The 22,501-nt window shown below is 54.7% G+C and carries 21 protein-coding genes, 2 pseudogenes and 1 riboswitch; of the genes and pseudogenes, 12 read left to right on the top strand and 11 right to left on the bottom strand.

What is annotated here, in order from left to right:
• Nucleotides 1-162: 162 nt before the first annotated feature.
• Nucleotides 163-954 (top strand): DNA-binding transcriptional regulator KdgR, encoded by a 792-nt coding sequence (gene kdgR, locus P3C52_RS10655; RefSeq protein ID WP_275554976.1) that lies wholly within the window; start codon nt 163-165, stop codon nt 952-954.
• 39 nt (nt 955-993) lie between these two features.
• Here the strand turns inward: kdgR and P3C52_RS10650 are convergent, their stop codons facing one another.
• Entirely contained in the window at nt 994-1,236 is a 243-nt protein-coding gene (locus P3C52_RS10650; RefSeq protein ID WP_275554975.1) for a YobH family protein, read from the bottom strand.
• A gap of 172 nt (nt 1,237-1,408) precedes the next feature.
• Between P3C52_RS10650 and P3C52_RS10645 the strand changes: the two genes are divergently transcribed.
• From P3C52_RS10645 to rlmA, 5 genes are all read left to right on the top strand, one after another.
• Nucleotides 1,409-1,669, top strand: coding sequence for a YebO family protein (locus P3C52_RS10645; RefSeq protein WP_275554974.1), 261 nt, complete (start codon nt 1,409-1,411; stop codon nt 1,667-1,669).
• A gap of 23 nt (nt 1,670-1,692) precedes the next feature.
• Complete coding sequence (locus P3C52_RS10640) at nt 1,693-2,691, top strand: MBL fold metallo-hydrolase (protein WP_275554973.1); 999 nt, start codon at nt 1,693-1,695, stop codon at nt 2,689-2,691.
• A gap of 543 nt (nt 2,692-3,234) precedes the next feature.
• The gene (locus P3C52_RS10635) at nt 3,235-3,384 is read left to right on the top strand and encodes a DUF2627 domain-containing protein (RefSeq protein ID WP_275554972.1); all 150 of its coding nucleotides are present in this window, start codon (nt 3,235-3,237) and stop codon (nt 3,382-3,384) included.
• Between the two features lie 3 nt (nt 3,385-3,387).
• A complete protein-coding gene (gene cspE / locus P3C52_RS10630) occupies nt 3,388-3,597 on the top strand; it encodes a transcription antiterminator/RNA stability regulator CspE (RefSeq protein ID WP_004386688.1) in 210 nt (69 codons plus the stop codon).
• A gap of 154 nt (nt 3,598-3,751) precedes the next feature.
• Nucleotides 3,752-4,558 (top strand): 23S rRNA (guanine(745)-N(1))-methyltransferase, encoded by an 807-nt coding sequence (gene rlmA, locus P3C52_RS10625; protein WP_275554971.1) that lies wholly within the window; start codon nt 3,752-3,754, stop codon nt 4,556-4,558.
• A gap of 132 nt (nt 4,559-4,690) precedes the next feature.
• Here the strand turns inward: rlmA and mntP are convergent, their stop codons facing one another.
• The 5 genes and pseudogenes from mntP to manX all read right to left on the bottom strand — a co-directional run bounded on the left by mntP (nt 4,691) and on the right by manX (nt 8,883).
• Nucleotides 4,691-5,257, bottom strand: coding sequence for a manganese efflux pump MntP (mntP, locus tag P3C52_RS10620; RefSeq protein ID WP_275554970.1), 567 nt, complete (start codon nt 5,255-5,257; stop codon nt 4,691-4,693).
• A gap of 10 nt (nt 5,258-5,267) precedes the next feature.
• Nucleotides 5,268-5,438, bottom strand: a riboswitch (yybP-ykoY riboswitch).
• A gap of 197 nt (nt 5,439-5,635) precedes the next feature.
• Nucleotides 5,636-6,093, bottom strand: a pseudogene (locus P3C52_RS10615) (DUF986 family protein).
• An 89-nt stretch (nt 6,094-6,182) separates the two neighbouring features.
• On the bottom strand, nt 6,183-7,031 hold the full coding sequence (locus P3C52_RS10610; RefSeq protein ID WP_275554969.1) for a PTS mannose transporter subunit IID: 849 nt from the start codon (nt 7,029-7,031) through the stop codon (nt 6,183-6,185).
• A gap of 11 nt (nt 7,032-7,042) precedes the next feature.
• A complete protein-coding gene (locus P3C52_RS10605; RefSeq protein ID WP_275554968.1) occupies nt 7,043-7,849 on the bottom strand; it encodes a PTS mannose/fructose/sorbose transporter subunit IIC in 807 nt (268 codons plus the stop codon).
• A gap of 71 nt (nt 7,850-7,920) precedes the next feature.
• Nucleotides 7,921-8,883, bottom strand: a complete 963-nt coding sequence (gene manX / locus P3C52_RS10600) for a PTS mannose transporter subunit IIAB (protein ID WP_275554967.1) — start codon at nt 8,881-8,883, stop codon at nt 7,921-7,923.
• Between the two features lie 523 nt (nt 8,884-9,406).
• Here manX and P3C52_RS10595 point away from each other — a divergent pair.
• A complete protein-coding gene (locus P3C52_RS10595) occupies nt 9,407-10,972 on the top strand; it encodes a TerC family protein (RefSeq protein ID WP_275554966.1) in 1,566 nt (521 codons plus the stop codon).
• Between the two features lie 27 nt (nt 10,973-10,999).
• Here P3C52_RS10595 and P3C52_RS10590 read toward each other — a convergent pair whose 3' ends face one another.
• The 4 genes from P3C52_RS10590 to pabB all read right to left on the bottom strand — a co-directional run bounded on the left by P3C52_RS10590 (nt 11,000) and on the right by pabB (nt 16,471).
• Nucleotides 11,000-12,562, bottom strand: coding sequence for a cyclic diguanylate phosphodiesterase (locus P3C52_RS10590; RefSeq protein WP_275554965.1), 1,563 nt, complete (start codon nt 12,560-12,562; stop codon nt 11,000-11,002).
• A 267-nt stretch (nt 12,563-12,829) separates the two neighbouring features.
• A complete protein-coding gene (sdaA, locus tag P3C52_RS10585; protein WP_275554964.1) occupies nt 12,830-14,194 on the bottom strand; it encodes an L-serine ammonia-lyase in 1,365 nt (454 codons plus the stop codon).
• 332 nt (nt 14,195-14,526) lie between these two features.
• Nucleotides 14,527-15,114, bottom strand: coding sequence for a CoA pyrophosphatase (locus tag P3C52_RS10580; protein WP_275554963.1), 588 nt, complete (start codon nt 15,112-15,114; stop codon nt 14,527-14,529).
• Nucleotides 15,092-16,471, bottom strand: a complete 1,380-nt coding sequence (gene pabB, locus P3C52_RS10575; RefSeq protein ID WP_275555046.1) for an aminodeoxychorismate synthase component 1 — start codon at nt 16,469-16,471, stop codon at nt 15,092-15,094. The genes P3C52_RS10580 and pabB overlap by 23 nt, the downstream gene beginning before the upstream one ends.
• A 118-nt stretch (nt 16,472-16,589) precedes the next feature.
• Here pabB and P3C52_RS10570 point away from each other — a divergent pair, with 118 nt between their 5' ends.
• Entirely contained in the window at nt 16,590-16,778 is a 189-nt protein-coding gene (locus tag P3C52_RS10570) for a YoaH family protein (protein WP_275554962.1), read from the top strand.
• Here P3C52_RS10570 and P3C52_RS10565 read toward each other — a convergent pair whose 3' ends face one another.
• A complete protein-coding gene (locus tag P3C52_RS10565; protein ID WP_275554961.1) occupies nt 16,779-17,132 on the bottom strand; it encodes a RidA family protein in 354 nt (117 codons plus the stop codon).
• A 162-nt stretch (nt 17,133-17,294) separates the two neighbouring features.
• Here P3C52_RS10565 and P3C52_RS10560 point away from each other — a divergent pair, with 162 nt between their 5' ends.
• From P3C52_RS10560 to fadD, 4 genes and pseudogenes are all read left to right on the top strand, one after another.
• Entirely contained in the window at nt 17,295-19,205 is a 1,911-nt protein-coding gene (locus tag P3C52_RS10560; protein ID WP_275554960.1) for an ATP-dependent DNA helicase, read from the top strand.
• Between the two features lie 56 nt (nt 19,206-19,261).
• Nucleotides 19,262-19,963, top strand: coding sequence for a tRNA (adenosine(37)-N6)-threonylcarbamoyltransferase complex dimerization subunit type 1 TsaB (gene tsaB, locus P3C52_RS10555; RefSeq protein WP_275554959.1), 702 nt, complete (start codon nt 19,262-19,264; stop codon nt 19,961-19,963).
• A 60-nt stretch (nt 19,964-20,023) separates the two neighbouring features.
• The gene (locus tag P3C52_RS10550) at nt 20,024-20,614 is read left to right on the top strand and encodes a Slp family lipoprotein (protein ID WP_275554958.1); all 591 of its coding nucleotides are present in this window, start codon (nt 20,024-20,026) and stop codon (nt 20,612-20,614) included.
• A 202-nt stretch (nt 20,615-20,816) separates the two neighbouring features.
• Nucleotides 20,817-22,494, top strand: a pseudogene (gene fadD, locus P3C52_RS10545) (long-chain-fatty-acid--CoA ligase FadD).
• Nucleotides 22,495-22,501: the final 7 nt, after the last annotated feature.

The following is a 22,501-nucleotide window of genomic DNA, read 5'->3' as shown; positions in this document are numbered from 1 at the left end:
CATGCTAATGATTTTTCTTGCGGGTTGCACCTTAAAAGCCGATAAAAAGTGCTGACAGATGTGGCCGCGGTCACGCGGGTATATTGCCTGGCGCCGGAGTAGCCACGTATACTGGAAATGGCGTTCCATTTTTAATAAAACAATTTTAAAAAGGTTTTCATCATGGCGAATGTAGATGGCGATAAACAGCCGGACTCGGTCTCCTCAGTATTAAAGGTATTTGGCATTTTGCAGGCGTTAGGTGAGGAGCGGGAAAACGGCATTACTGAACTCTCACAGCGCGTGATGATGTCAAAAAGTACCGTTTATCGTTTTCTGCAAACCATGAAATCGCTGGGCTATGTCTCGCAGGAAGGCGAATCAGAAAAGTATGCGCTTACCCTGAAGCTGTTCGAGCTGGGCGCTAAAGCTCTGCAGAATGTCGATCTGATCCGCAGCGCGGATATTCAGATGCGCGAGCTGTCGCGCCTGACGAAAGAGACCATTCACCTCGGCGCGCTGGAAGAAGACAGCATTGTCTATATTCACAAAATCGACTCGCTCTATAACCTGCGCATGTATTCGCGCATCGGGCGGCGTAATCCGCTGCACAGTACCGCGATCGGTAAAGTGCTGCTCGCCTGGCGCGATCGCGCCGAAGTGCATGAGATTTTGCGTGAGGTTGAGTTCCGCCGCAGCACGCCGCACACGATCGGTAGCGAAGCGGCGCTGCTGGAGGTGCTGGAGGTGGTGAAAGCACAGGGCTTCGGCGAAGATAATGAAGAGCAGGAAGAGGGGCTGCGTTGTATTGCGGTGCCGGTTTTTGACCGCTTCGGCGTGGTAATTGCCGGAATGAGTATCTCATTCCCGACGATTCGCTTTTCTGAAGAACGTAAACATGAATATGTCGCCATGCTGCATCGTGCCGGTCGCACGCTCTCTTCGCAGCTGGGCTATCACCACTATCCTTTCTGATAATAAAAGCGCGGCGCCGCAAAGGGCGCCGCGCTGGCATCATTCGTTATCGTCCACCACTTCAGATGTTTTCCGCAATATCGGGCATTCCGCTACGCCGATAATGCCGCTGTCGCTGTGGAGATATTGCGCCTTAATCATGCCACGTGCCGTCAGATACTGACACTGCAAACCGATACCGGCGACGTTTTTGTGGCTGCCGGTCAGCACGCCGTAGCCGGTAAACAACAGGCCCAGCCAGATAATCACCAGCACGCTCACAATTCGAAGCAATATTTTCATTTTATCTCCCTGTAAAAATGGCAAGCTTCCCGCTTCGCTGCCAAAACTCAGGCAGCTTAACCTGACGATGAGATGAGATCGATCGGAGGATGCTTAAAGCGGCGCGGCGGCTACCAATTGATACAGGTCCAGGTAAAATCGTCAGTGTAACGAGAGATAAACAGAGGTTGTTATGAATGAATTAAACGGCGGCCTGATGCCGCTGATTAGTGGAGTCCTGTTCGCACTCTTTGGGCTGATTGCGTGGTTTTTCGTGAATCGAGCCAGCGTGCGCGCCAGCGAACAGATTCGTCTGCTGGAAGCGCTGCTCGATGAGCAGAAAAAACAGAACGCGCTACTGCTTCGGCTGGCTGAGCAGGCGGCGGGCGATGAGGAAAGTAGCGGGGACACTCTGCAGGAGCAGGACTTTACACGCCTGATCCCGGAACGATAAGTAAACAGCTAAGGAGCGAAAGGATGAAATGGCAAAATCCCTGGTACGACGAGGCAAAACCGCACCACACGCCAGAAGGCTTTCGCAATCCTGAACCCGAGCTGCGACAGCCCGGCGATCTCCAACGCTGGCGCAAAGAGCGGAAAGCACAGGGATTACCTTTTCCGCCGCAGCAGGGTTATCAGGCCTTTGCACAACAATGGTGCCTGAAAGCCGATCTGAGTGGCGAGCAGGATGCCGTTTGGTGGCTGGGCCATGCCGCGATTATGCTGCGCCTTGAAGGGCGCTACGGTTTAATTGATCCGGTACTGTCTGACAGGGCTTCTCCGCTGCGCTTTCTTGGGCCGAAACGCAAAACGCCCGCTCCGCTTGCCATTCGCGATCTGCCCGCGCTCGACTGGGTGCTTATTTCTCACAATCACTACGACCATCTCGATCGCTCCACGATTAAAGCCATTTTGCGCCGCTTCCCGGAGGTACAGTTTATTGTGCCGCTGGGGCTGGAACCCTGGTTTCGACGCATGGGCGCCAGGCAGGTTATTCAGCTCGACTGGTGGCAGCAAACGCAGCGCCACGGTGTGACCTTTCATGCGGTGCCCGCGCGTCACTGGAGTATGCGCACGCTGCACGATCGCAACCGCTCGCTGTGGTGCGGCTGGACCGTAACAACGGCCACGCTGAACTTCTGGTTTTCCGGCGATAGCGGCTATTCAGAAAACCTGCTGGATATTGCGCGGCGGCTGGGGCCGTTTAATCTGGCCGCCTTGCCCGTCGGTGCTTATGCGCCAGAGTGGTTTATGAGCGGACAGCATATGAATCCGCAACAGTCGGTATCGTTGCATCAGGCAATTGGGGCTCCGGTCACCATTCCTATTCACTGGGGCGTATTTGAACTGGCCGATGAATCACTGGATGAGCCGCCGCAGGCATTAGCGCAGGCGTTGTCGGCAGCGAACCAGGATCCCTCGCGTTTCCGGCCCTGGCGAATAGGCGAAAGGGCCAACTTAAATAATATCGATTAAGAATAATCTGATTTTGGCGATCCGTTAATTTAATAGCGCAGCGATGTCATTAAGTTAGCTGAGCCGCCTTATTCAAAAGAGATAAAGTAGCCTGAAATAATATCGCTGCGTTTATTTGGGGCAGATTAATTTATATTTTCCTGATTTTGGTGCAACAGATAAAAGCTGAATCGGATTTGCTAATTCATTTATGCTTTTTTCTGGTTTTATCTGGCCCTGCAAGCCGACAGGTTGCGTCAAAAAGAGCAGTTTAAAGATGCAATAAATATGCAATATTGTTCAGTTACAATGAGAAGCCACTAACAGCGTTGCGGAGACGCACGTCTCTTCAGGCCCATGTGCTGCTGGATGTGGCGCACGCTAAGTCAATAAAAAGGTCTGGCGTTAAGAAATTTTTTATGACGGCATAATGCTTAAATGTGCAAAGCATGCGACGAATTTGCAATAAATGTGCGACAGCTCGATCACCGTTTAAAAATAACTTGCCATAAATTATCGAATATGTGATAACGCTATTAAGCAAAACGAGGTACAGCTCTGTTTATGTATGGCATATTCAGTAAAGAAGTAATGAGTAAAGACGTTGACGTTGAATACCGCTTCCTTGCCGAACCTTATATTAGTGCCTCATTCAGTATTGTCTCTGGTTTTCTGTCAGTCGCCTTCGGGCAAATAAACATCCAAAGGAATTAAAAAATGGCAAAGATTAAAGGTCAGGTGAAGTGGTTCAACGAATCCAAAGGTTTTGGTTTCATTACTCCGGCCGACGGCAGTAAAGATGTTTTCGTTCACTTTTCTGCTATCCAGGGTAATGGCTTCAAAACGCTGGCTGAAGGTCAGAACGTTGAGTTCGAAATTCAGGATGGTCAGAAAGGTCCGGCAGCAGTTAACGTTGTCGCTATCTGATAGCATCAAAACGTCTTCTTCGCTGTGCCGAGCGTGTACAGCGTAAAGATAATGCAAAGGCCCCGGTTAATCGCCGGGGCCTTTCTTTTTGGCGGATGACGCTGTTGCCGCGAGCGTGTAAACTGCGCCCCTGTTCCAGCCAGAGAAAGAGTCCATGTATTATCTTTGTCCCCTCTGTCACCAGCCGTTGACGCTGATTGATCACAGCTGGCGCTGCGCGCAACAGCATCAGTTCGATCGGGCAAAAGAGGGTTACGTCAACCTGCTACCAGTGCAGCATAAACGCTCTAAAGAGCCGGGCGACAGCGCGGAAATGATGCAGGCGCGTCGGCAGTTTCTTGATGCCGGTTATTATCAGCCGCTACAGCAACATGTCGCTGCACAGTTTGCACAACAGCTGCCCGCGGCGGCCAGTGTCCTGGATATTGGCTGTGGCGAAGGTTATTACACCGCGGCGGTTGCCGACAGGCTGGGCGAGCAGGCGCGCGTTTGCGGACTGGACGTGGCAAAAGTCGCGATTCGCGCGGCGGCCAAACGCTATCGCCATATCGATTTTTGCGTGGCATCCAGCCATCGCTTGCCGTTTGCCGATGCTTCGCTGGATGGCGTGTTGCGCATTTATGCGCCCTGTAAAGCAGAAGAGCTGGCGCGCGTAGTGCGTAGCGGCGGTTGCTTGTTGACCGTAACGCCAGGGCCGCGCCATCTGTTGCAGTTCAAAGGATTGATTTATTCGCAGGTAAAACTGCACGATGCCCAGCCGGAAGAGCTGCCGGGATTTACGCTGGCTGCGGAGCAGCAGTTGGCTTATCCGCTCACGCTCTCCGGGGCAGATGCGGTAACGCTGTTGCAGATGACGCCGTTTGCCTGGCGGGCAGGTCCTGAGGTTTGGCAGCAGCTGCGTGACAGCGCGCAGTTTGCCAGCGAAGCGGATTTTATCGTGCGCCTCTGGCGGCGTGAGTAATGAATAATCAGGCCTGACGTTGTTGCGCGTGAGGTTGTAATGCAACGGCGCGTAACGATAAACGCGTAAGTGCGGGTTATGCTGGCGAATCAATCGCTGGAATTAACCCGTATGGATCCGCCGCTGTGGATGTCAGGCGAAATGGCTCCAGAGGATCTGGCCGCCAATGGCAATCAGCACCACGCCACCGAGAATTTCAGCGCGTTTGCCCAGCAGCGGCCCAATCATCCGGCCAATCAGCATGCCAATTGTCGTCATAGTAAAGGTGGAAAGGCCAATCAGCATGGCGGTCAACAAGATATTGACCTGCATAAAGGCGAGGCTGACGCCAATCGCCATCGCATCAAGGCTGGTTGCGATAGCGGTGGTGACCAGCAGCCATAACCCATGTTGCGCCGCAGGTTCGCAGGGCACAACCTGCTGATGCTGGCGGCAGCCTTCGATAACCATACGGCCGCCTAAAAAGCAGAGCAGGGTGAAGGCGATCCAGTGATCCCAGCGGGCAACAAAATGGGTGGCAAACTGACCAAGCGACCAGCCGACTAACGGCGTTAGCGTTTCAATCGCCCCGAAAATTAAACCGGTGCGCAGGGCTTCACGTAGCTGCGGACGTTGCAGGGCGGCACCTTTACCGATAGCGACGGCAAACGCGTCCATCGACATGCCAAAAGAAAGAATAAGCAGAGCGGAAAAGTTCATCGAAGTCGTAACCTCGGCTGGGAATACCATAACCTGACGCGCCTTCCCAACCAGACAGGCACATCGGTCAATGGTCTCGCCTACCCTGATGGGTCGCACATGCCACGTTGCTATTACAACGAGTATGTTGACAGGTGCATTTCTGTATTACAGAAATCGGCTACTCCCCAATAACGGCGCTCACCTTACCACATTATCTTTTTGCGTCAAAATAAAAATATAACCCGCAGCGGAGTAATGAAAATTGCCGCTAATAGTGCTAACCAGAAGTGAATAATAATCCTGTTAATGTTAAGGGAATGCTGTGGGAATAAACAGAACAGGCAATATCTGAGCAATAATATAGCAAAAGGAATATGCCTTTTGCTATATTTTATCTTATTGATTTTTAACCATTACATGGTAGATTTTTTCTAAATCATCCAGTTTTTTCACCCTGATTAACAGACGGCGCTGTTCCAGTTCAATAACCAGAACGCCATCCTCAGATAAATTCATACTCTTTATACGGTCATAATTAATCCAGGCATTGGCGAAAAATAACCCTTCGGATTTAAGTATTAATTGCGGCGAGCGAATCCAGAACAGATAAACTGCAACCAAATTAATGCCATTAATAAGGTGGTGGTTATTACCGGGCCATGTTGAGTGACATTATTATAAATAAGAATCATTATCAGGCCGATAAAAATAAGGCTGTCGATTTTGCTGCGCCGCTGCAACACAACGCGCAGCTGCGTCTTGCCGTGACGACGCGGCATAACCCATTGGTCATAAATGGCGTACAGCAGCAGTAGAACAATAAACAGCAGGATGGCGAAGTCGGTTAACGACATGGCGGTTCCTCAGATAAACAGGCTCGGGCAGGGCGCGAACGGATAAAAAAACGGCCGCGCACCGGGCGACTGGCCGTTCAGAGCGGTGATTACAGGCCGAGCAGGCCGATCCAGTAACCAAAAATACCGATAACGAAGAAGCCGATAATGATCCACAGCGCGTTCACTTTGCGACGCAGCAGCCACATACAGGCAAAGGTAAGCAGCAGCGGCACCAGCCCCGGCATCAGCTGATCAAGAATCGACTGCACCGTGGTCACGGTAGTTTTACCGGTCTGATCGGTAATACGCGACACTACCAGCGGAATATTAACGTGCGTCCACTTGTTAACCAGCGCCCCCATCACAAACAGGCCGAGAATTGACGCTCCTTCCGTCAGTTTTTGCAGGAAGCCGCCGCCCATATCGTTAACAATATCCACCCCTTTTTTGTAGCCGTAGGCGACGCCATAGTAACGGAACAGCAGGCGTACCGCGTTAAACAGGATAAAGAATAACAACGGCCCCAGCAGGCTGCCGCTCATGGCGATACCGGCACCCAGCGCGGCGAAAACCGGACGCATGGTTCCCCAGAAAATCGGGTCGCCAACGCCAGCCAGTGGCCCCATCAGACCAACTTTAATCCCGTTTATCGCTGCATCATCAATAGGCGCGCCGTTAGCACGCTGCTCTTCCATTGCCAGCGTAACGCCGAGGATCGGTGCGGCGGGATAGGGATGCGTGTTAAAGAACTCCAGGTGGCGCTTGATGGCCTGACGACGCTCCTCATTATTTTCCGGATAGAGGCGACGAATGGCCGGTACCATCGAGAAGCAGAAGCCGAGCGCCTGCATACGTTCAAAGTTCCACGATCCCTGAAACAGATTGGAGCGCAGGAAGACGCTGCGCACATCGCCGCGCGTCAGTTTTTTAGCCGTTGCTGCTGTTGTATCTACCATTTTCACACCCCTTAATCTAATTCGTTATCCAGGTCGTTTTGGGCAGGGCCTGCGGCAGGCGCAGCGCCACCGGCGGCACGGTTATATTTCGGACTGAGTTGGATATAGAGCGCAGCCATAACCACGCCAATCACGCCCAGCGCAACCAGGTTGAAATCGGTAAAGGCAGCGGTGACAAAGCCAAGGTAGAAGAACGGCATCAGATAGCCTGCACGCATCATATTGATGACCATGGCGTAACCGACCACCACAATCATGCCGCCCGCGATGTTAAGACCGCTGGTGACCACTTCCGGGATGGAGCTAAGCATGGTTTGAACGGCATCGGTGCCGACAGAAACCGCGACGATAACGGCCGGAATTGCAATACGCATCGCCTGAAGGATTAGCGCGGTAACATGAATCCAGGAAATCGCCGTAAGGTTGCCTTTCTCAGCTGCCTTATCTGCCGCGTGCTGGAAAGCAACGGTGATGGTACGCACGATAATGGTCAACACCTGACCAGCAGCGGCCAGCGGGATTGCCAGGGCGATACCGGCACCGATGCTCTGTCCACCGGCGATAACCAGAATGGTAGAGATAATCGAAGCCAGCGCGGCATCCGGCGCCACGGCGGCGCCGATATTCATCCAGCCGAGCGCGATCATCTCCAGCGTGCCGCCGATGATAATACCGGTTTTCATATCGCCCAGCACGGCGCCAATCAACGTACAGGCGACCAGTGGCCGGTGAAACTGAAATTCATCAAGAATTGATTCCACACCGGCAATACAGGCGACGATAAATACCAGCGCAATTTGTAGAGTGGTGACTTCCATTGCACTTCTCCTGTGACATAGTAAAACTGCGTGAAACCTGACGCGTCAGGTCATGAATGACGATGGCTGAATCAGTGATTCACTTTGGCAATCAGGTCCATCATTTTCAGCCGTGGATCGTTAGAGACTTTTCTGACCTCCAGCTCAATGCCGCGCGCATTAAGTTTTTTAAAGGCTTCAATATCCTTTTCATCCACGGAAACCGCGTTGTTAACCTGCGTTTTGCCCTGACGGAAGGCCATGCCGCCGATATTGACGGATTTCACCTCGACGCCCTGTTCAACAATGCGTACCACGTCGGTCGGATTGGTAAACAGCAGCATGACGCGATCGCGCGCATATTTCGGGTTATTCCAGACACGCACCATTTTATCGACATCCACCACATGCGCGGTGACGCCCGGCGGCGCAACCTGCGTCAGCAGCGTTTTACGCACGTTATCCGCCGCAACCTCATCACTGACGACGATAATGCGCGATACGTTAGTCTCCTTTGTCCAGCGGGTAGCGACCTGGCCATGAATCAGACGGTCATCGATACGCACCAGCCCAATTTTCATATGATCGTTAGGGCCGAGCGGTGCCTGTGGCGCGGCGGTGCGTGCAGGCGCGGCGGCTGCCGGGGCGGGTTCTGGCTCCTTCGCTTTTAGCGCCTTGACGCCTTCGCGACCGGTTTCTACCGCAATAGCGACCAGCTCCTCAAAGGTGGGATCGTCATCGCGTGCCATCAGCGTTTCCACCAGCATCGGAATGTTAACGCCTGCGATGACTTCATAACGCTCTTTATCGACGACGATACGACTGGCGGCGTTAAACGGACTGCCGCCCCAGGTATCGACCAGGAAAAGTACGCCCTTGCTGGTGTCCAGTTCAGCGAGTCGCGCATTGTATTTCTCAATCAGGGTTTCAGCATTTTCGCCTGGTACAAAATCAATCCAGCCCACGTTTTGCTGTTCGCCTAATAGCATTTCGGCGGTTTTGAGCAGTTGCTCCGCCGCCCAACCGTGTGTGCCGATTACAATAGCAATAGTCACTTGCTACCTCCGTTTTCAATATTGAGCGACTCAGCCACATTACCGATTCGCCAACCCTGTTATCTCGACTAAGCTAAATTCAACGATGTTGAACTATCTCGGTCAGCCGTCAGCGGAGCGGTTCTTTTTATTTAACTGACGATCTGGATAACTTCGCGATTTATTTTAGTGGGTGAAAAAATAAATTATGTGACGAACTTCAGTTATTTACAGGCTTACCGCTGCGATATGAAATTATTAGAAATCGAGGGTTTCTTATGCGTAAAGTTATGTTAACTTTACGAAAATATTTTGACGACAATATGGCAACTGCTAATATTAGCCTCTCTTTTTTACTACAGGAGTAATGGGCCTCAGCCCTCCCTATGGACTGTCACCGAAGTTGCTTATCCATGCCACCGGGTCATCCGGCTTGTTTCTCAACGCCCCTGGGCGTCACGCTTTATTCTGCCTTCTCTCTTTGCCGCGCTACGTTCGCTGAACTTTGCGTTCGGCTTTCCCGTTGCTTTTCTCGGAGTCTGTAATGGAATTTCTTTTAGACCCTTCGATTTGGGCCGGTCTGCTGACGTTGATTGTTCTGGAGATCGTGCTTGGTATTGATAACCTGGTTTTTATCGCCATCCTGGCCGATAAGCTGCCGCCGAAGCAGCGTGATAAAGCGCGCCTGATTGGTCTGTCGCTGGCGCTGCTGATGCGTCTGGGCTTGCTGTCGTTAATTTCCTGGATCGTGACGTTGACGCGGCCGCTGTTCAGCATTGCAGACTTCAGCTTTTCGGGGCGCGATCTGATCCTGCTGTTCGGTGGTATCTTCCTGCTGTTTAAAGCCACAATGGAGCTGCACGAAAGGCTGGAAAACCGTCAGCATGGCAGCGAAGGTAATAAAAGCTATGCCAGTTTCTGGGCGGTCGTTATCCAGATTGTGGTGCTGGACGCCGTGTTCTCGCTGGATGCCGTGATTACCGCCGTGGGTATGGTGAATGACCTGCCGGTGATGATGACTGCCGTGGTGATCGCTATGGGTATCATGCTGCTGGCGTCGAAACCGCTGACCAACTTCGTCAATGCGCATCCGACGGTTGTGGTGCTGTGCCTGAGCTTCCTGTTAATGATCGGCCTGAGCCTGGTTGCAGAAGGCTTCGGTTTCCATATCCCGAAAGGCTATCTGTACGCGGCGATCGGCTTCTCGATTCTGATTGAGCTGTTTAACCAGATTGCGCGCCGTAACTTTATCCGCCATCAGTCGCACCGTCCGATGCGTGAACGTACCGCCGAAGCGATTTTACGCCTGATGGGTGGACGTCGCGGTGGCATCCAGGCGGTCGAAGGCGGGCAGGCCACGGTGGAAAGTCAGACTCTGCCGCAGGAAACCTTTAAGGATGAAGAGCGCTATATGATTAACGGCGTGCTGACGCTCGCTTCGCGCTCGATTCGCAGCATCATGACGCCGCGCGGAGAAATTTCCTGGGTGGACGCCACCAAGCCGCTGGATGAAATCCGTATGCAGCTGTTGGACACGCCGCACAGCCTGTTCCCGATCTGTCAGGGTGAACTGGATGAGGTAATTGGCATTGTCCGCGCGAAAGATCTGCTGGTGGCGCTGGAGCATGGTATGGATATTCATGCCTTCGCCGCCTCGTCGCCGCCGATTATCGTGCCGGAAACGCTGGATCCCATTAACTTACTGGGCGTGCTGCGCCGGGCGAAAGGCGGTTTTGTACTGGTGACCAATGAGTTTGGCGTGGTGCAGGGTCTGGTGACGCCGCTTGACGTGCTGGAAGCGATTGCGGGTGAGTTCCCTGATGAGGACGAAACGCCGGATATTATTACCGATGGCGAAAGCTGGCTGGTTAAAGGCGGTACCGATCTGCATTCGCTTCAGCAGCAGCTTGATTACTACAATCTGGTGCAGCCGGGAGATGATTACGCCTCGCTTGCCGGCCTGCTGATTGCGCAAAAAGGCCAGCTGCCACAGCCGGGCGAAACCATTGATATGCCACCGCTGCACTTTGAGATTGTTGAAGCGACCGATTACCGTATCGATCTGGTGCGGGTTACCAAAGAGCGGCCGCAACAGGAAGAAGATGCCTGATAAATAGCCGGGGCGTCTGCCCCGGCTTTATGCGCTCAGGCTGGCCTGATGCTGGGCCAGCCAGGCGGGAAACGCCTCCAGCGGCATCGGCCGTGCATAATAATATCCCTGCAACGTATCCACGCCGCGCTGGCATAAATAGCTGGCCTGCTCGGCGGTTTCCACGCCTTCCGCCACCAGCCTGATATGCAGGCGCTGCGCCAGAGAAATCACCATATCGGTCACCGTGGCGTTAATCGCATCGGTACCAATCGCGGCGGTAAAGATCTTATCCAGCTTCAGCACGTCCGGACTCAGGGTTTTCAGATAGGAAAGGGAGCTGTGGCCGGTGCCGAAATCATCGATCGCCACCTTAATTCCCAGCGTTTGCAGCTGGGAGACGACGCCCTGATCCATCAGCGGTAGCGCATCGCGCTCGGTTAACTCGACTACCAGCCGCGGTGCGGGATTGGCTGGCCACCAGAGCTTCTGCAAATCCTCAATAATGGCCCGATTATGAAAATGGCTGGCGGCTACGTTGATGGCGATATGAAAACCGGCGCAGTGGGGCAGCTGGGGCAGTTGACGTACGGCTTCCTTAATCACAAAGCGGGTCAGGGGCGCGATCAGGTTATGACGCTCGGCCAACGGAATAAAAACGTCCGGCGGGATCCAGCCCTGACGCGGATTGTGCCAGCGCAGCAGCAGTTCAATGCCGTCGCAGCCGCCGGTGCGGCTATCGATCAGCGGCTGACAGTAAACCATAAATTCGCGTGCGGAGAGCCCGTAACTGATCTGCCAGGAGAGGCTCATGCGGTTAGCCGTCGCCAGCCAGACAATATAGCCGGTCAGCAGGCTAAGCAGCAGCGCCAGCGGCAACTGAGAGGGCAGCGCCAGCAGCGCCAGGTGGTTCGGCGCCGGGCCGAACAGCGTAATAGTAAAGGGATAGCGCAGCGAAGCCTGTTGATAGCTAACCTCATCCTCCGCAGGCGCGACGTTTTCAATTAGCGGATTGCCGTACTCCAGGCTTTTGCCGCCGACATTAAATACCGCGCGTTCAACCCAGGGCAGCGTCGGCTCCAGCAGATAATTGCTCATCAACTCAATATTAACGACCTGCAGAATGCCAGAGCGGTTGTCCAGCGAGGTGGCGGTCCAGAGCAGTAGAGTGGGCGAACCTTTCAATAGATAGTCGTCGACGCTGAGCGCCATACGTTGATTATTGACCGCCAGTTCGGGATAGGTTTCGCTAAAGGTAATCGACCGTTCGCCATAGACGCTGGAACAGTAAATGGTGTCATTGTTGACCAGTAGAATCGCGCGCACGGTTTGCAGCGCTGAGATTTTTTCATTCAGCAGAAAACGCACGTCATTACATTTCAGGCCGACCAGCCCGACGGTATTGTTCGCCGCAATGTCGAGCGGCGAGAAAAGCCGGTCGAAACGCTGGATCGCGTTATTGGCGAAGTGATGCGATTGCCGCTCGATACGATTTTTTTCTTCGAAAAAACGGAGGGTTAATGTAAGGATAAGCACCAGTACAGCGACTATCGACGCGATTAACAAGCGTTTTCGCCGAAATTGCCCAATAATCTGCTGGGATACCTGCATCCGTCGCCACCCTTAAAACCAAAATAAAAATCCGACATTTTCATATCGGCAACCTTGCCGTTAAGTTTAGCGACGTTGATGAAAAAGGCGCTTCGGCTGCTGACGAGAACAATAAGCTGCTTGTTGGCTGACCAGTGGCGAGGTTAACAAGCTGGCCGCTGTTGCACTGCGCGGCAGCCGTTGACTATAAGCGATGCGCCGTCAAATTCTCCATAAAAAAAGCAGCGTCACGGGACGCTGCTTTATGTTTAACCAGTCTTTAGTGCATTAATCGCACTGCACCTTGATGGCGAGGCCGCCGCGTGAAGTTTCACGGTATTTGGCGTTCATATCTTTGCCGGTTTCATACATGGTTTCGATTACCTTATCGAGCGACACGCGTGGTTCGCTGGTGCGACGCAGCGCCATACGCGCTGAGTTAATCGCTTTTACCGAGGCGATAGCGTTACGTTCGATACAGGGAACCTGCACCTGACCGGCGACCGGATCGCAGGTCAGACCGAGGTTATGCTCCATACCGATTTCGGCAGCCACGCAGACCTGTTCCGGGCTGGCGCCCAGCAGCTCCGCCAGGCCTGCCGCCGCCATAGAACAGGCGACGCCCACTTCGCCCTGACAGCCCACTTCGGCACCGGAAATCGAGGCGTTCATTTTATACAGCACGCCGACCGCGCCTGCAGCCAGGAAGTAGCGGATAAAAATATCGGGGCTGACCGATTCGATAAAATGGTCATAATAGGCCAGTACCGCAGGTACAATCCCGCAGGCGCCGTTGGTAGGCGCGGTGACCACGCGACCGCCAGCGGCGTTCTCTTCGTTAACCGCCAGCGCGAACATATTCACCCAGTCGATCACATTCATCGGATCATTGGAATGCTTGCCGGATGAAACCAGCATCCGACGCAGCGCGGCGGCACGACGCGGTACGCGCAGCGGGCCAGGCAGCACGCCTTCGGTATTCAGACCACGATCGATGCAGTCGCGCATGGTTTGCCAGACGGCGGCGAAATAGCTCTCGATCTCCTGGCGGCTGTGCAGCGCCAGTTCGTTTTTCATCACCAGGCCGGAGAGCGAAAGGCCGGTTTCACGACAGTGCGCCAGCAACTCTTTGGCGGAGTTAAACGGATACGGCACCGCGACTTCGTCCAGCACCGATTCGCCAAAATGCTCTTCATCGACAATAAAACCGCCGCCGATGGAGTAATAGGTTTTGCTGTAGATGCAGGTTTCGCCGGAGAAAGCGTGAATGCGCATGCCGTTTTCATGCAGCGACAGGTTTTCGCTGCGGAAATTCATGCCGCCTTCGCGCGGGAAATCGACCTCATGCTGACCGTTCGCCAGCAGCAGGCGTTCACGCTGCTCCACATCGCGGATAAAGGCTGGGATCGTGTCAATATCAACGGTTTCCGGCGCAGCACCGGACAGGCCCATAATAATGGCGATGTCGGTATGGTGCCCTTTACCGGTCAGGGAAAGCGAGCCGTAAACCTCGACGGCGATGCGCGTAACGTCCAACAGCCGGTTATCCCGGATCAAATCATCGACAAACTGTTTACCGGCTTTCATCGGGCCCAGCGTATGGGAACTGGACGGGCCAATGCCGATCTTAAACATGTCGAAAACGCTAATCACGTTACACGCTCCTTAAATTAACTGCGCAGCAAAACAGACACTGCGTATAGTAATCATCCTGGTGGTTAAAAATTCATCTTTTCGCATGAAATAAACTAATTAGCTCAGCGAGAAAAACTTATTGTGGTCAGGAGAAAAAATAAGCAAAACGGTGAGTCGCGCGGATTTTTGTCCTGAACCAGAGTTATGCGAAATACCTCAGAAATTTCTTGGGTAATCGGCGCGCTAAATATAACTATTCCGGAGTAATAGGGAAGTGATTTGGATCGCTTACTGAAGAATATTTAGTGAAATATCACGGAAAGCCTGCTTTTTGCACAACTTTTATTTGGTTAAACGCCAGCCAACTCTGGCATCACCTGCAGGCTCAGCTCGCGCAGAATGCCTGCGGTCATGCCCCAGACAAAATATTGCTGATACCAGGAGAGCCAGACACGATGGCTGAGACCGTTACGGTGAATATCCAGCGACGCATAGCGCGACAGGCGCAGCGCTTCCTGTAACGGCATTTCAAAGATGGCGTCCACTTCATCTACGCTGGGCTGCCAGCGCAGATCGGGCGGGATAATGCCGACGATCGGCGTCACTCTAAAGCCGGTGCTGCTGCTGACTGCAGGCAGCGTGCCGACAATACGCACATCCCGGGGCTGCAGGCCAATTTCTTCCTGCGCCTCGCGCAGGGCGGTAAATTGCAGCGAGGGATCGCTGGCGTCCTGCATACCGCCGGGAAAGGCGACCTGTCCGGCGTGTTTACGCAGCCAGGGCGCGCGGCGAGTGAGCAACAGACCCGGCTCTTCGCGCGCGACGATCGGCACCAGCACCGCCGCCTGACGGCGAGCGGGCGAAAGTGCAGGCGCCAACGGCGGCGGCTGTAGCTGAAAACGCGTAAGGAAAGTATCAAGCGTCAGAGGATGGTTCATGGTTTGCTTCGTCCTCCAGCAGCGGCAAGATACGGCCCAGTTTGTGCAGCGTTTCCTGATATTCCAGTTCGGCTTCGCTGTCGGCAACGATGCCGCCGCCCGCCGCACAGTAGAACTGTCCGCCTTCAGCGATAAGCGTGCGAATGGTAATACTGCTGTCCATTCTGCCGCAGCAGCTTAAATAACCGATGCTGCCGCACCAGGCATTGCGGCGCTGCGGCTCCAGCGCCTCGATGATTTCCATCGCCCGTACTTTGGGCGCGCCGGTAATCGATCCGCCAGGAAAACAGGCGCGCAGCAGATCGCAGGCGCTCAGGTCAGGTTTCAAACGCGCACGAATGGTGCTGACCAGGTGATGTACCGCCGGGAAAGGCTCCACCACAAATAGCTCTGGCACCTGCACGCTGCCGGGCAGGGCGACGCGGCCAATATCATTGCGCAGCAGATCGACAATCATCAGGTTCTCCGCCCGATCCTTCTCCGATTCCGCCAGCCTGCGTGCCTGAAGACGATCCGCCTCCGCATCTTCAAGACGCGGCAACGTGCCTTTAATCGGGCGCGTTTCGATCACATCTTCTTTTAAGGAAAGGAACCGTTCCGGTGACAGGCTGAGAATGGCGCTCTCCGGCAGACGCACAAACGCGCTGAAAGGCGCGCGGTTACTGGCATTGAGTCGCTGAAACGCCTGCCACTCAGCGCCTTCATAGCCAGCCTGAAAACGCTGGGCCAGATTGACCTGATAGCAATCACCCGCCTGCAGCCACGCCTGGATGCGATCGAAGCGTTGGCGATAGCTTTCCGGCGTCATGTTCGATTGCCAGCGGCAGGTCAGGCGAAACGGCACGGCGGGCGGACGCGGCGGCAGGCTGTTCAGCCAGCGCAGGCCACCGCCCAGATGATCCACCAGCGTCAGGGTTTTCTGCTGGTGGTCGGCAATCAGCGCCCAGCTATAGATGCCGACCGCCATATCCGGCGTGGCAATATCCGCCACCGCCTGCTGTGGCAGACGTTCAAAACGACGACCAAGATCGTAGCCAAACAGACCGAGCGCGCCGCCCTGAAACGGCAGATTCTCATTCGCCGACAGCACGGGTAGCGCGCGGGCCAGTTCCGCTTCCAGCAACGCCAGCGGATCGTCTGCTGATTCAGTGACAGTGTCACCTTTTGCAATGCGCGTAATGAGACCACGTGTTTCCAGCGTCACAACAGGGTCGGCGACCAGAATATCGAAGCGGCTATCGGGATGAGCGGCAAAACCGGAGCTGAGCAGCATCGCCCAAGGCAAATGGGCGATGCGACCAAAGCGTTCAGAAAGCGCATCAGGCGTATAGGGTAAAGCGTGGTAGACTACGGGCATCACTCTCAGCAGCGTTTTTAACGTGGACAAACGGCAAGCCTGGCATATTTTGTCGGTGCTGGCATCTGTTTGTTTGCGATAAAATTTCTGCCCTTATTATTACCCAACAGGAGCCATTATGTTTACAGGTTTACCGGCGTTAAGCCATGAACAGCAGCAGCAGGCGGTAGAGCGTATTCATCAGCTGATGGCTGAAGGTATGAGCAGCGGCGAGGCGATTACCCGCGTCGCGCAGGAGATCCGCCAGACGCATACTGGCGGACATATTGCGGCGCGCTTTGAAGATGAAGAAGATGATGAAGCCTGATCAGGCAGGATTCAGCGCAGCGATAACTTTGATTTCGACTTTATATTTCGGGTTCATCAAACCGGCCTGAACGGTGCAGCGCACCGGCGCGTTACCTGGCGAGACCCAGGCATCCCAGGCCCGATTCATGGCGGCGAAATCCGCTTTGTCGACCAGAAAAATGGTGGCATCCAGGATACGGCTTTTATCTGAGCCAACGCGGGTTAACAGCCGATCGATGACCGCCAGCGCATTCGCCGTTTGTGCTTCGGCGTCCTCATCCAGGTTTTCCGGCACGCTGGTGTAATAGACGGTATCGTTGTGGATGACTGCTTCAGACATACGATGTTCAGGGTCGATACGGGTAACAGACATACATTCTTTCCTTATTCCATTTTTACGCGCCGCTAGCCTGGCATAGTTAACCCGGCGCTGTCATCCCTCTTGCTCAGCAAAGGGGATGCGTTAAGCCGCGTCTGGAGCCCGGACGGGAATACTGACATAATCGGGCCGTTTTAACGCAACCAGAGAGGATATGTGGCAGACGATTTTGCAGCCGATGGCGCCCTGGCGCAGGCGATCCCCGGCTTTCGCCCGCGCGAAGCGCAGCAGCAGATGGCGGCGGCAGTTACGCAGGCGATTGAACAGCGCGGCGAGCTGGTAGTAGAAGCGGGCACCGGCACCGGAAAAACCTACGCCTATCTGGTGCCGGTATTACGCGCCGGGAAAAAGGCGATTATTTCTACCGGTTCGAAAGCGCTGCAGGATCAGCTTTACAGCCGCGATTTGCCGAAAATCACCAAAGCGCTGGCCTATAAAGGGAAAACCGCCTTGCTGAAAGGGCGATCCAACTATCTCTGTCTGGAGCGGCTGGAGCAGCAAAGCATGACCGGCGGCGAACTGACTGTGCAAACCCTCAGCGACCTGGTTTATCTGCGCAGCTGGGCCAGCGAAACCGCCGATGGTGATATCAGCAGCTGCAGCGGCGTGGCGGAGGACAGCGCCATCTGGCCGCTGGTCACCAGCACCAATGACAACTGCCTCGGCAACGACTGTCCGCTCTATAAAGAGTGCTTTGTGGTGAAGGCGCGTCGGCGCGCGATGGATGCCGATGTGGTGGTGGTTAACCATCATCTGTTTCTGGCGGATATGGTGGTGAAAGAGAGCGGCTTTGCCGAGCTGATCCCGGAAGCGGATGTGATGATCTTCGATGAAGCGCATCAGGTGCCCGATATCGCCAGCCAGTATTTTGGCCAGCAGCTCTCCAGCCGTCAGCTGTTGGATTTAGCGAAAGATATTACCATCGCCTACCGCACCGAGATTCGCGACGTGCAGCAACTGCAAAAGTCCGCCGATCGCCTGGCGCAGAGCGCCCAGGATTTTCGTCTGGCGTTAGGTGAGCCGGGTTTTCGCGGCAACCTGCGCGAGATCCTGAACGACCGCGACGTCCAGCGCGCCTTAACTCTGCTGGATGATGCGCTGGAGCTTTGTTACGACGTGGCAAAAATGTCGCTGGGCCGTTCGGCGCTGCTGGACGCCGCTTTTGAGCGCGCCTCGCAATACCGCAATCGACTGAAACGCCTGAAAAATATCAGCGAACCCGGCTTCAGCTATTGGTACGAATGTACCTCGCGTCACTTTGTGCTGGCGCTGACGCCGCTCTCCGTCGCCGAACGTTTTCGTGAAGTGATTAATGAGCGTCCGGCCGCCTGGGTTTTTACCTCGGCGACGCTGGCGGTTAATGAGCAGATGACCCACTTTATGGATCGCCTTGGCGTGCATCAGGCGCAGAGCATGATCCTGAACAGCCCGTTCGACTATGCGCGCCAGGCGCTGCTTTGTGTGCCGCGCGATTTGCCGTCGCCCAATCAGCCGGGTGGAGCGAAACAGCTGGCGCGTCGTCTGCTGCCACTGATTCAGGCCAATAATGGCCGTTGTTTTTTCCTTTGCACATCGCATCAGATGATGCGTGCGCTGGCCGAGGAGTTTCGCGCCAGCCTGACGCTGCCGGTCTTGCTGCAGGGCGAAACCGGCAAGGCGCAGCTGCTGAAGCAGTTTATCGAGGCGGGCAACGCGCTGCTGGTGGCGACCAGCAGCTTCTGGGAAGGCGTGGACGTGCCTGGCGATGCGCTGTCGCTGGTGATCATCGACAAACTGCCGTTTACCTCGCCCGACGATCCTTTACTGAAAGCGCGCATGGAAGATTGCCGCCTGCGCGGCGGCGATCCGTTTGATGAGGTGCAACTGCCCGATGCGGTCATTACGCTGAAGCAGGGCGTTGGTCGCCTGATTCGCGACGTGGACGATCGCGGTGTGCTGGTGATCTGTGATAACCGCCTGGTGATGCGGCCTTATGGCGCGGTATTTCTTAACAGCCTGCCGCCAACGCCGCGCACGCGTGATTTGCAAAAAGCAGTTAATTTTCTCGATCGGCCCGATAATGAGTAATTCTGGTCGGGCTGTGCTAAGATGCGCGCCGAAAAATTTTCTCGCCTGAGGTTGTTATGTCCGCGCGAATTTTAGCCCTTGATACGGCTACTGAAGCCTGTTCCGTAGCGCTGTCGCTGGATGGCGTCGTTGACGCCCATTTTGAACTTTGCGCCCGCGAGCATACCCAGCGCATTTTGCCGCTGGTTGAAGAGATGCTGGCGCGTCATCACATTACGCTGTCGCAGCTTGATGCGCTGGCCTTCGGTCGTGGGCCGGGTAGTTTTACCGGCGTGCGTATCGGCATCGGCATCGCGCAGGGACTTGCGTTTGGCGCCGGTTTGCCGCTGCTTGGCATCTCGACGCTGATGACCATGGCCGAAGCCGCCTGGAAACGCCACGGTGCCAGCCGTGTGCTGGCGGCGATCGATGCGCGTATGGGCGAAGTTTACTGGGCAGAGTATCAGCGTAGCGAAGCGGGAGTTTGGCAGGGTGAAGCGAGCGAAGCCGTGCTGAAGCCGGACGCAGCGCTGGCGCGAATGCAGCAGCTATCGGGTGAGTGGATGACCGTTGGCACCGGCTGGTCGGCATGGCCGCAGCTGAGCGTTGAAAGCCCGCTGACGCTGCAGGCCAGCGATATTACGCTGCCAGCCGCCGAAGCGATGCTGCCGCTGGCGCAGCAGCTTTGGCAGCAGGGCGGCGCACTGGCGCCGGAGCAGGTTGAGCCTGCCTATTTACGCAATGAAGTGGCATGGAAAAAATTGCCGGGCCGCGAATAGGCTGGCAGCAACTTATTTAATACGCAATAGTCTAATCAGACAGGTTTCTGGAGAAAAGCTATGCGTAAAAATCTGATTCATGCAGCGGCACTCCTGGCGACGGCGTTGCTGTTGGCTGGATGCGTATCTGTTCCTGATTCCGTGAAGGGTCGGTCGCCAATGCCGCAGCAGGATCTGTTGCGGGTAATGAACGCGCCGCAGCTCTATGTCGGGCAGGAAGCGCGCTTCGGCGGTAAAGTCGTGAAGGTGACTAACCTCGATGGCCGCACACGGCTGGAAATCGCGACTCAGCTGCTGGATGAAAGCGCGAGACCGCGCCTGGGCGCGGCTTCCGTTGGCCGGATCTGGGCTGATGTGAACGGCTTTATCGATCCTGTCGATGTGACGAATCAAATGGTGACGGTGGTCGGCACCATTAAAGGCAGCGAAAAAGGCGAAATCGGCAAGGCCAGCTACAACTTTGTGGTGGTGAGCGTGACGGGCTACCAGCGCTGGCGTGTGCAGCAGCAGGTCGTTATGCCGATGCAGCCGATCGACCCGTGGATTTGGTATGGGCCCACGCGTCATCACCCCGGCTATTGGGGACCGAATCCCTGGATGGGCTATTACAATACCGGCCCGGTCCAGGTGCAAACTATCCTGACTGAGTAACGATAACGGTAGTTATTAGCGGCCCGGTTGCATGATATGTGACCGGGCCATTTTATTGTTATAAGTAAAGAAAATTTAGTGATGGGCCTCGCAGCCTGAACGCCGTGTGTTAGGCATACTGGTACAATGAGTTAATATAATGTTAACAGTTGGGCGTGCTGAGGCTGCGATGGCGAACAAATATGATTTCCGAGGTGAACCCTTGAATAAGGTCTGGCTGAACCGTTATCCCGCCGATGTCCCGGCTGAGATCAATGCCGATCGTTATACATCGCTTATCGATCTGTTTGAACAGGCGGCTCAGCGTTACGCCGATCGTCCCGCGTTTATTAATATGGGGCAGGCGATGAGCTTCCGTAAGCTGGAACAGCGTAGCCGCGCCTTTGCCGCTTATTTGCAGCAGACGCTTGGATTAGAGAAGGGTGATCGGGTGGCTATCATGATGCCAAACCTGCTGCAATATCCGGTTGCACTGTTCGGCGTGTTGCGCGCTGGCATGGTGGTAGTCAACGTTAATCCGCTCTATACCCCGCGCGAACTGGAGCATCAGCTGAACGACAGCGGTGCGAAAGCCATTGTCATCGTCTCTAACTTTGCCCATACGCTGGAAAAAGTGGTGGCAAAAACGCCGGTTAAACACGTTATTCTGACGCGGCTGGGCGATCAGCTGTCGCCTGCGAAAGCCACACTGGTCAACTTCGTCGTGAAGTATGTAAAGCGGCTGGTGCCTAAATATAATCTGCCGGATGCAGTCTCTTTTCGTAGCGTGCTGCAACAGGGCGCACAGCTGGACTATTCCCGCCCTGAGATACGCAATGAAGATCTGGCTTTTTTGCAGTACACCGGCGGCACCACTGGGATCGCCAAAGGGGCGATGCTGACGCACCGCAATATGCAGGCCAATCTTGAGCAGACTAAAGCCACCTACGGCTCGCTGCTGCGCGACGGCAAAGAGCTGGTCGTTACGGCGCTGCCGCTTTATCACATTTTTGCCCTGACCGTGAACTGCCTGCTGTTTATTGAACTGGGCGGGCAAAACCTGCTGATCACCAATCCGCGCGATATTCCGGGCTTTGTGAAAGAGCTGGGCAAATATTCCTTTACCGCCATTACCGGCGTGAATACGCTGTTTAACGCGCTATTAAATGACAAAAATTTCCAGCAGCTCGATTTTTCCACGCTGCGCTTATCCGCTGGTGGCGGGATGTCGGTGCAAAAAGCGGTGGCGGAGCGCTGGGAGAAGCTGACCGGCCATTATCTGCTGGAAGGTTATGGCCTGACGGAATGTTCGCCGCTGGTTTCGGTTAACCCCTACGATATTACCTGTCACAACGGCAGTATCGGCCTGCCGGTGCCATCCACCGATATTAAGCTGGTGGATGATAACGGCTATGAAGTCGCGCACGGTCAGCCGGGTGAACTCTGTATTAAAGGGCCGCAGGTGATGATGGGCTACTGGCAGCGCCCGGATGCGACCGATGAAGTATTGAAAGAGGGCTGGCTTTACAGCGGCGACATCGTTACTGCTGACGATGAAGGCTTCTTACGTATTGTCGATCGTAAAAAGATATGATTCTGGTCTCGGGCTTTAATGTTTATCCGAACGAAATTGAAGATGTGGTGATGCAGCATCCGAAAGTGCGTGAGGCCGCCGCGATTGGCGTACCGAGCGATCTTTCCGGCGAAGCGGTAAAAATCTGCATCGTTAAAAGGATCCTACCCTGACCAAAGATGAGCTGATCGCCCACTGTCGGCGTCATCTGACCGGCTATAAAGTGCCAAAAATCGTCGAGTTTCGCGATGACCTGCCAAAAACCAATGTCGGAAAAATTTTACGACGCGCGTTACGCGATGAGATAAGCAAAGCGCCTGCCGCCTGACAGCCTG

The organism is Mixta sp. Marseille-Q2659 (genome assembly GCF_940807255.1).
Classification (GTDB): domain Bacteria; phylum Pseudomonadota; class Gammaproteobacteria; order Enterobacterales; family Enterobacteriaceae; genus Mixta.
Note: the sequence above shows the minus strand (reverse complement) of the source record. Positions and strands in the feature narration are given on the sequence as shown.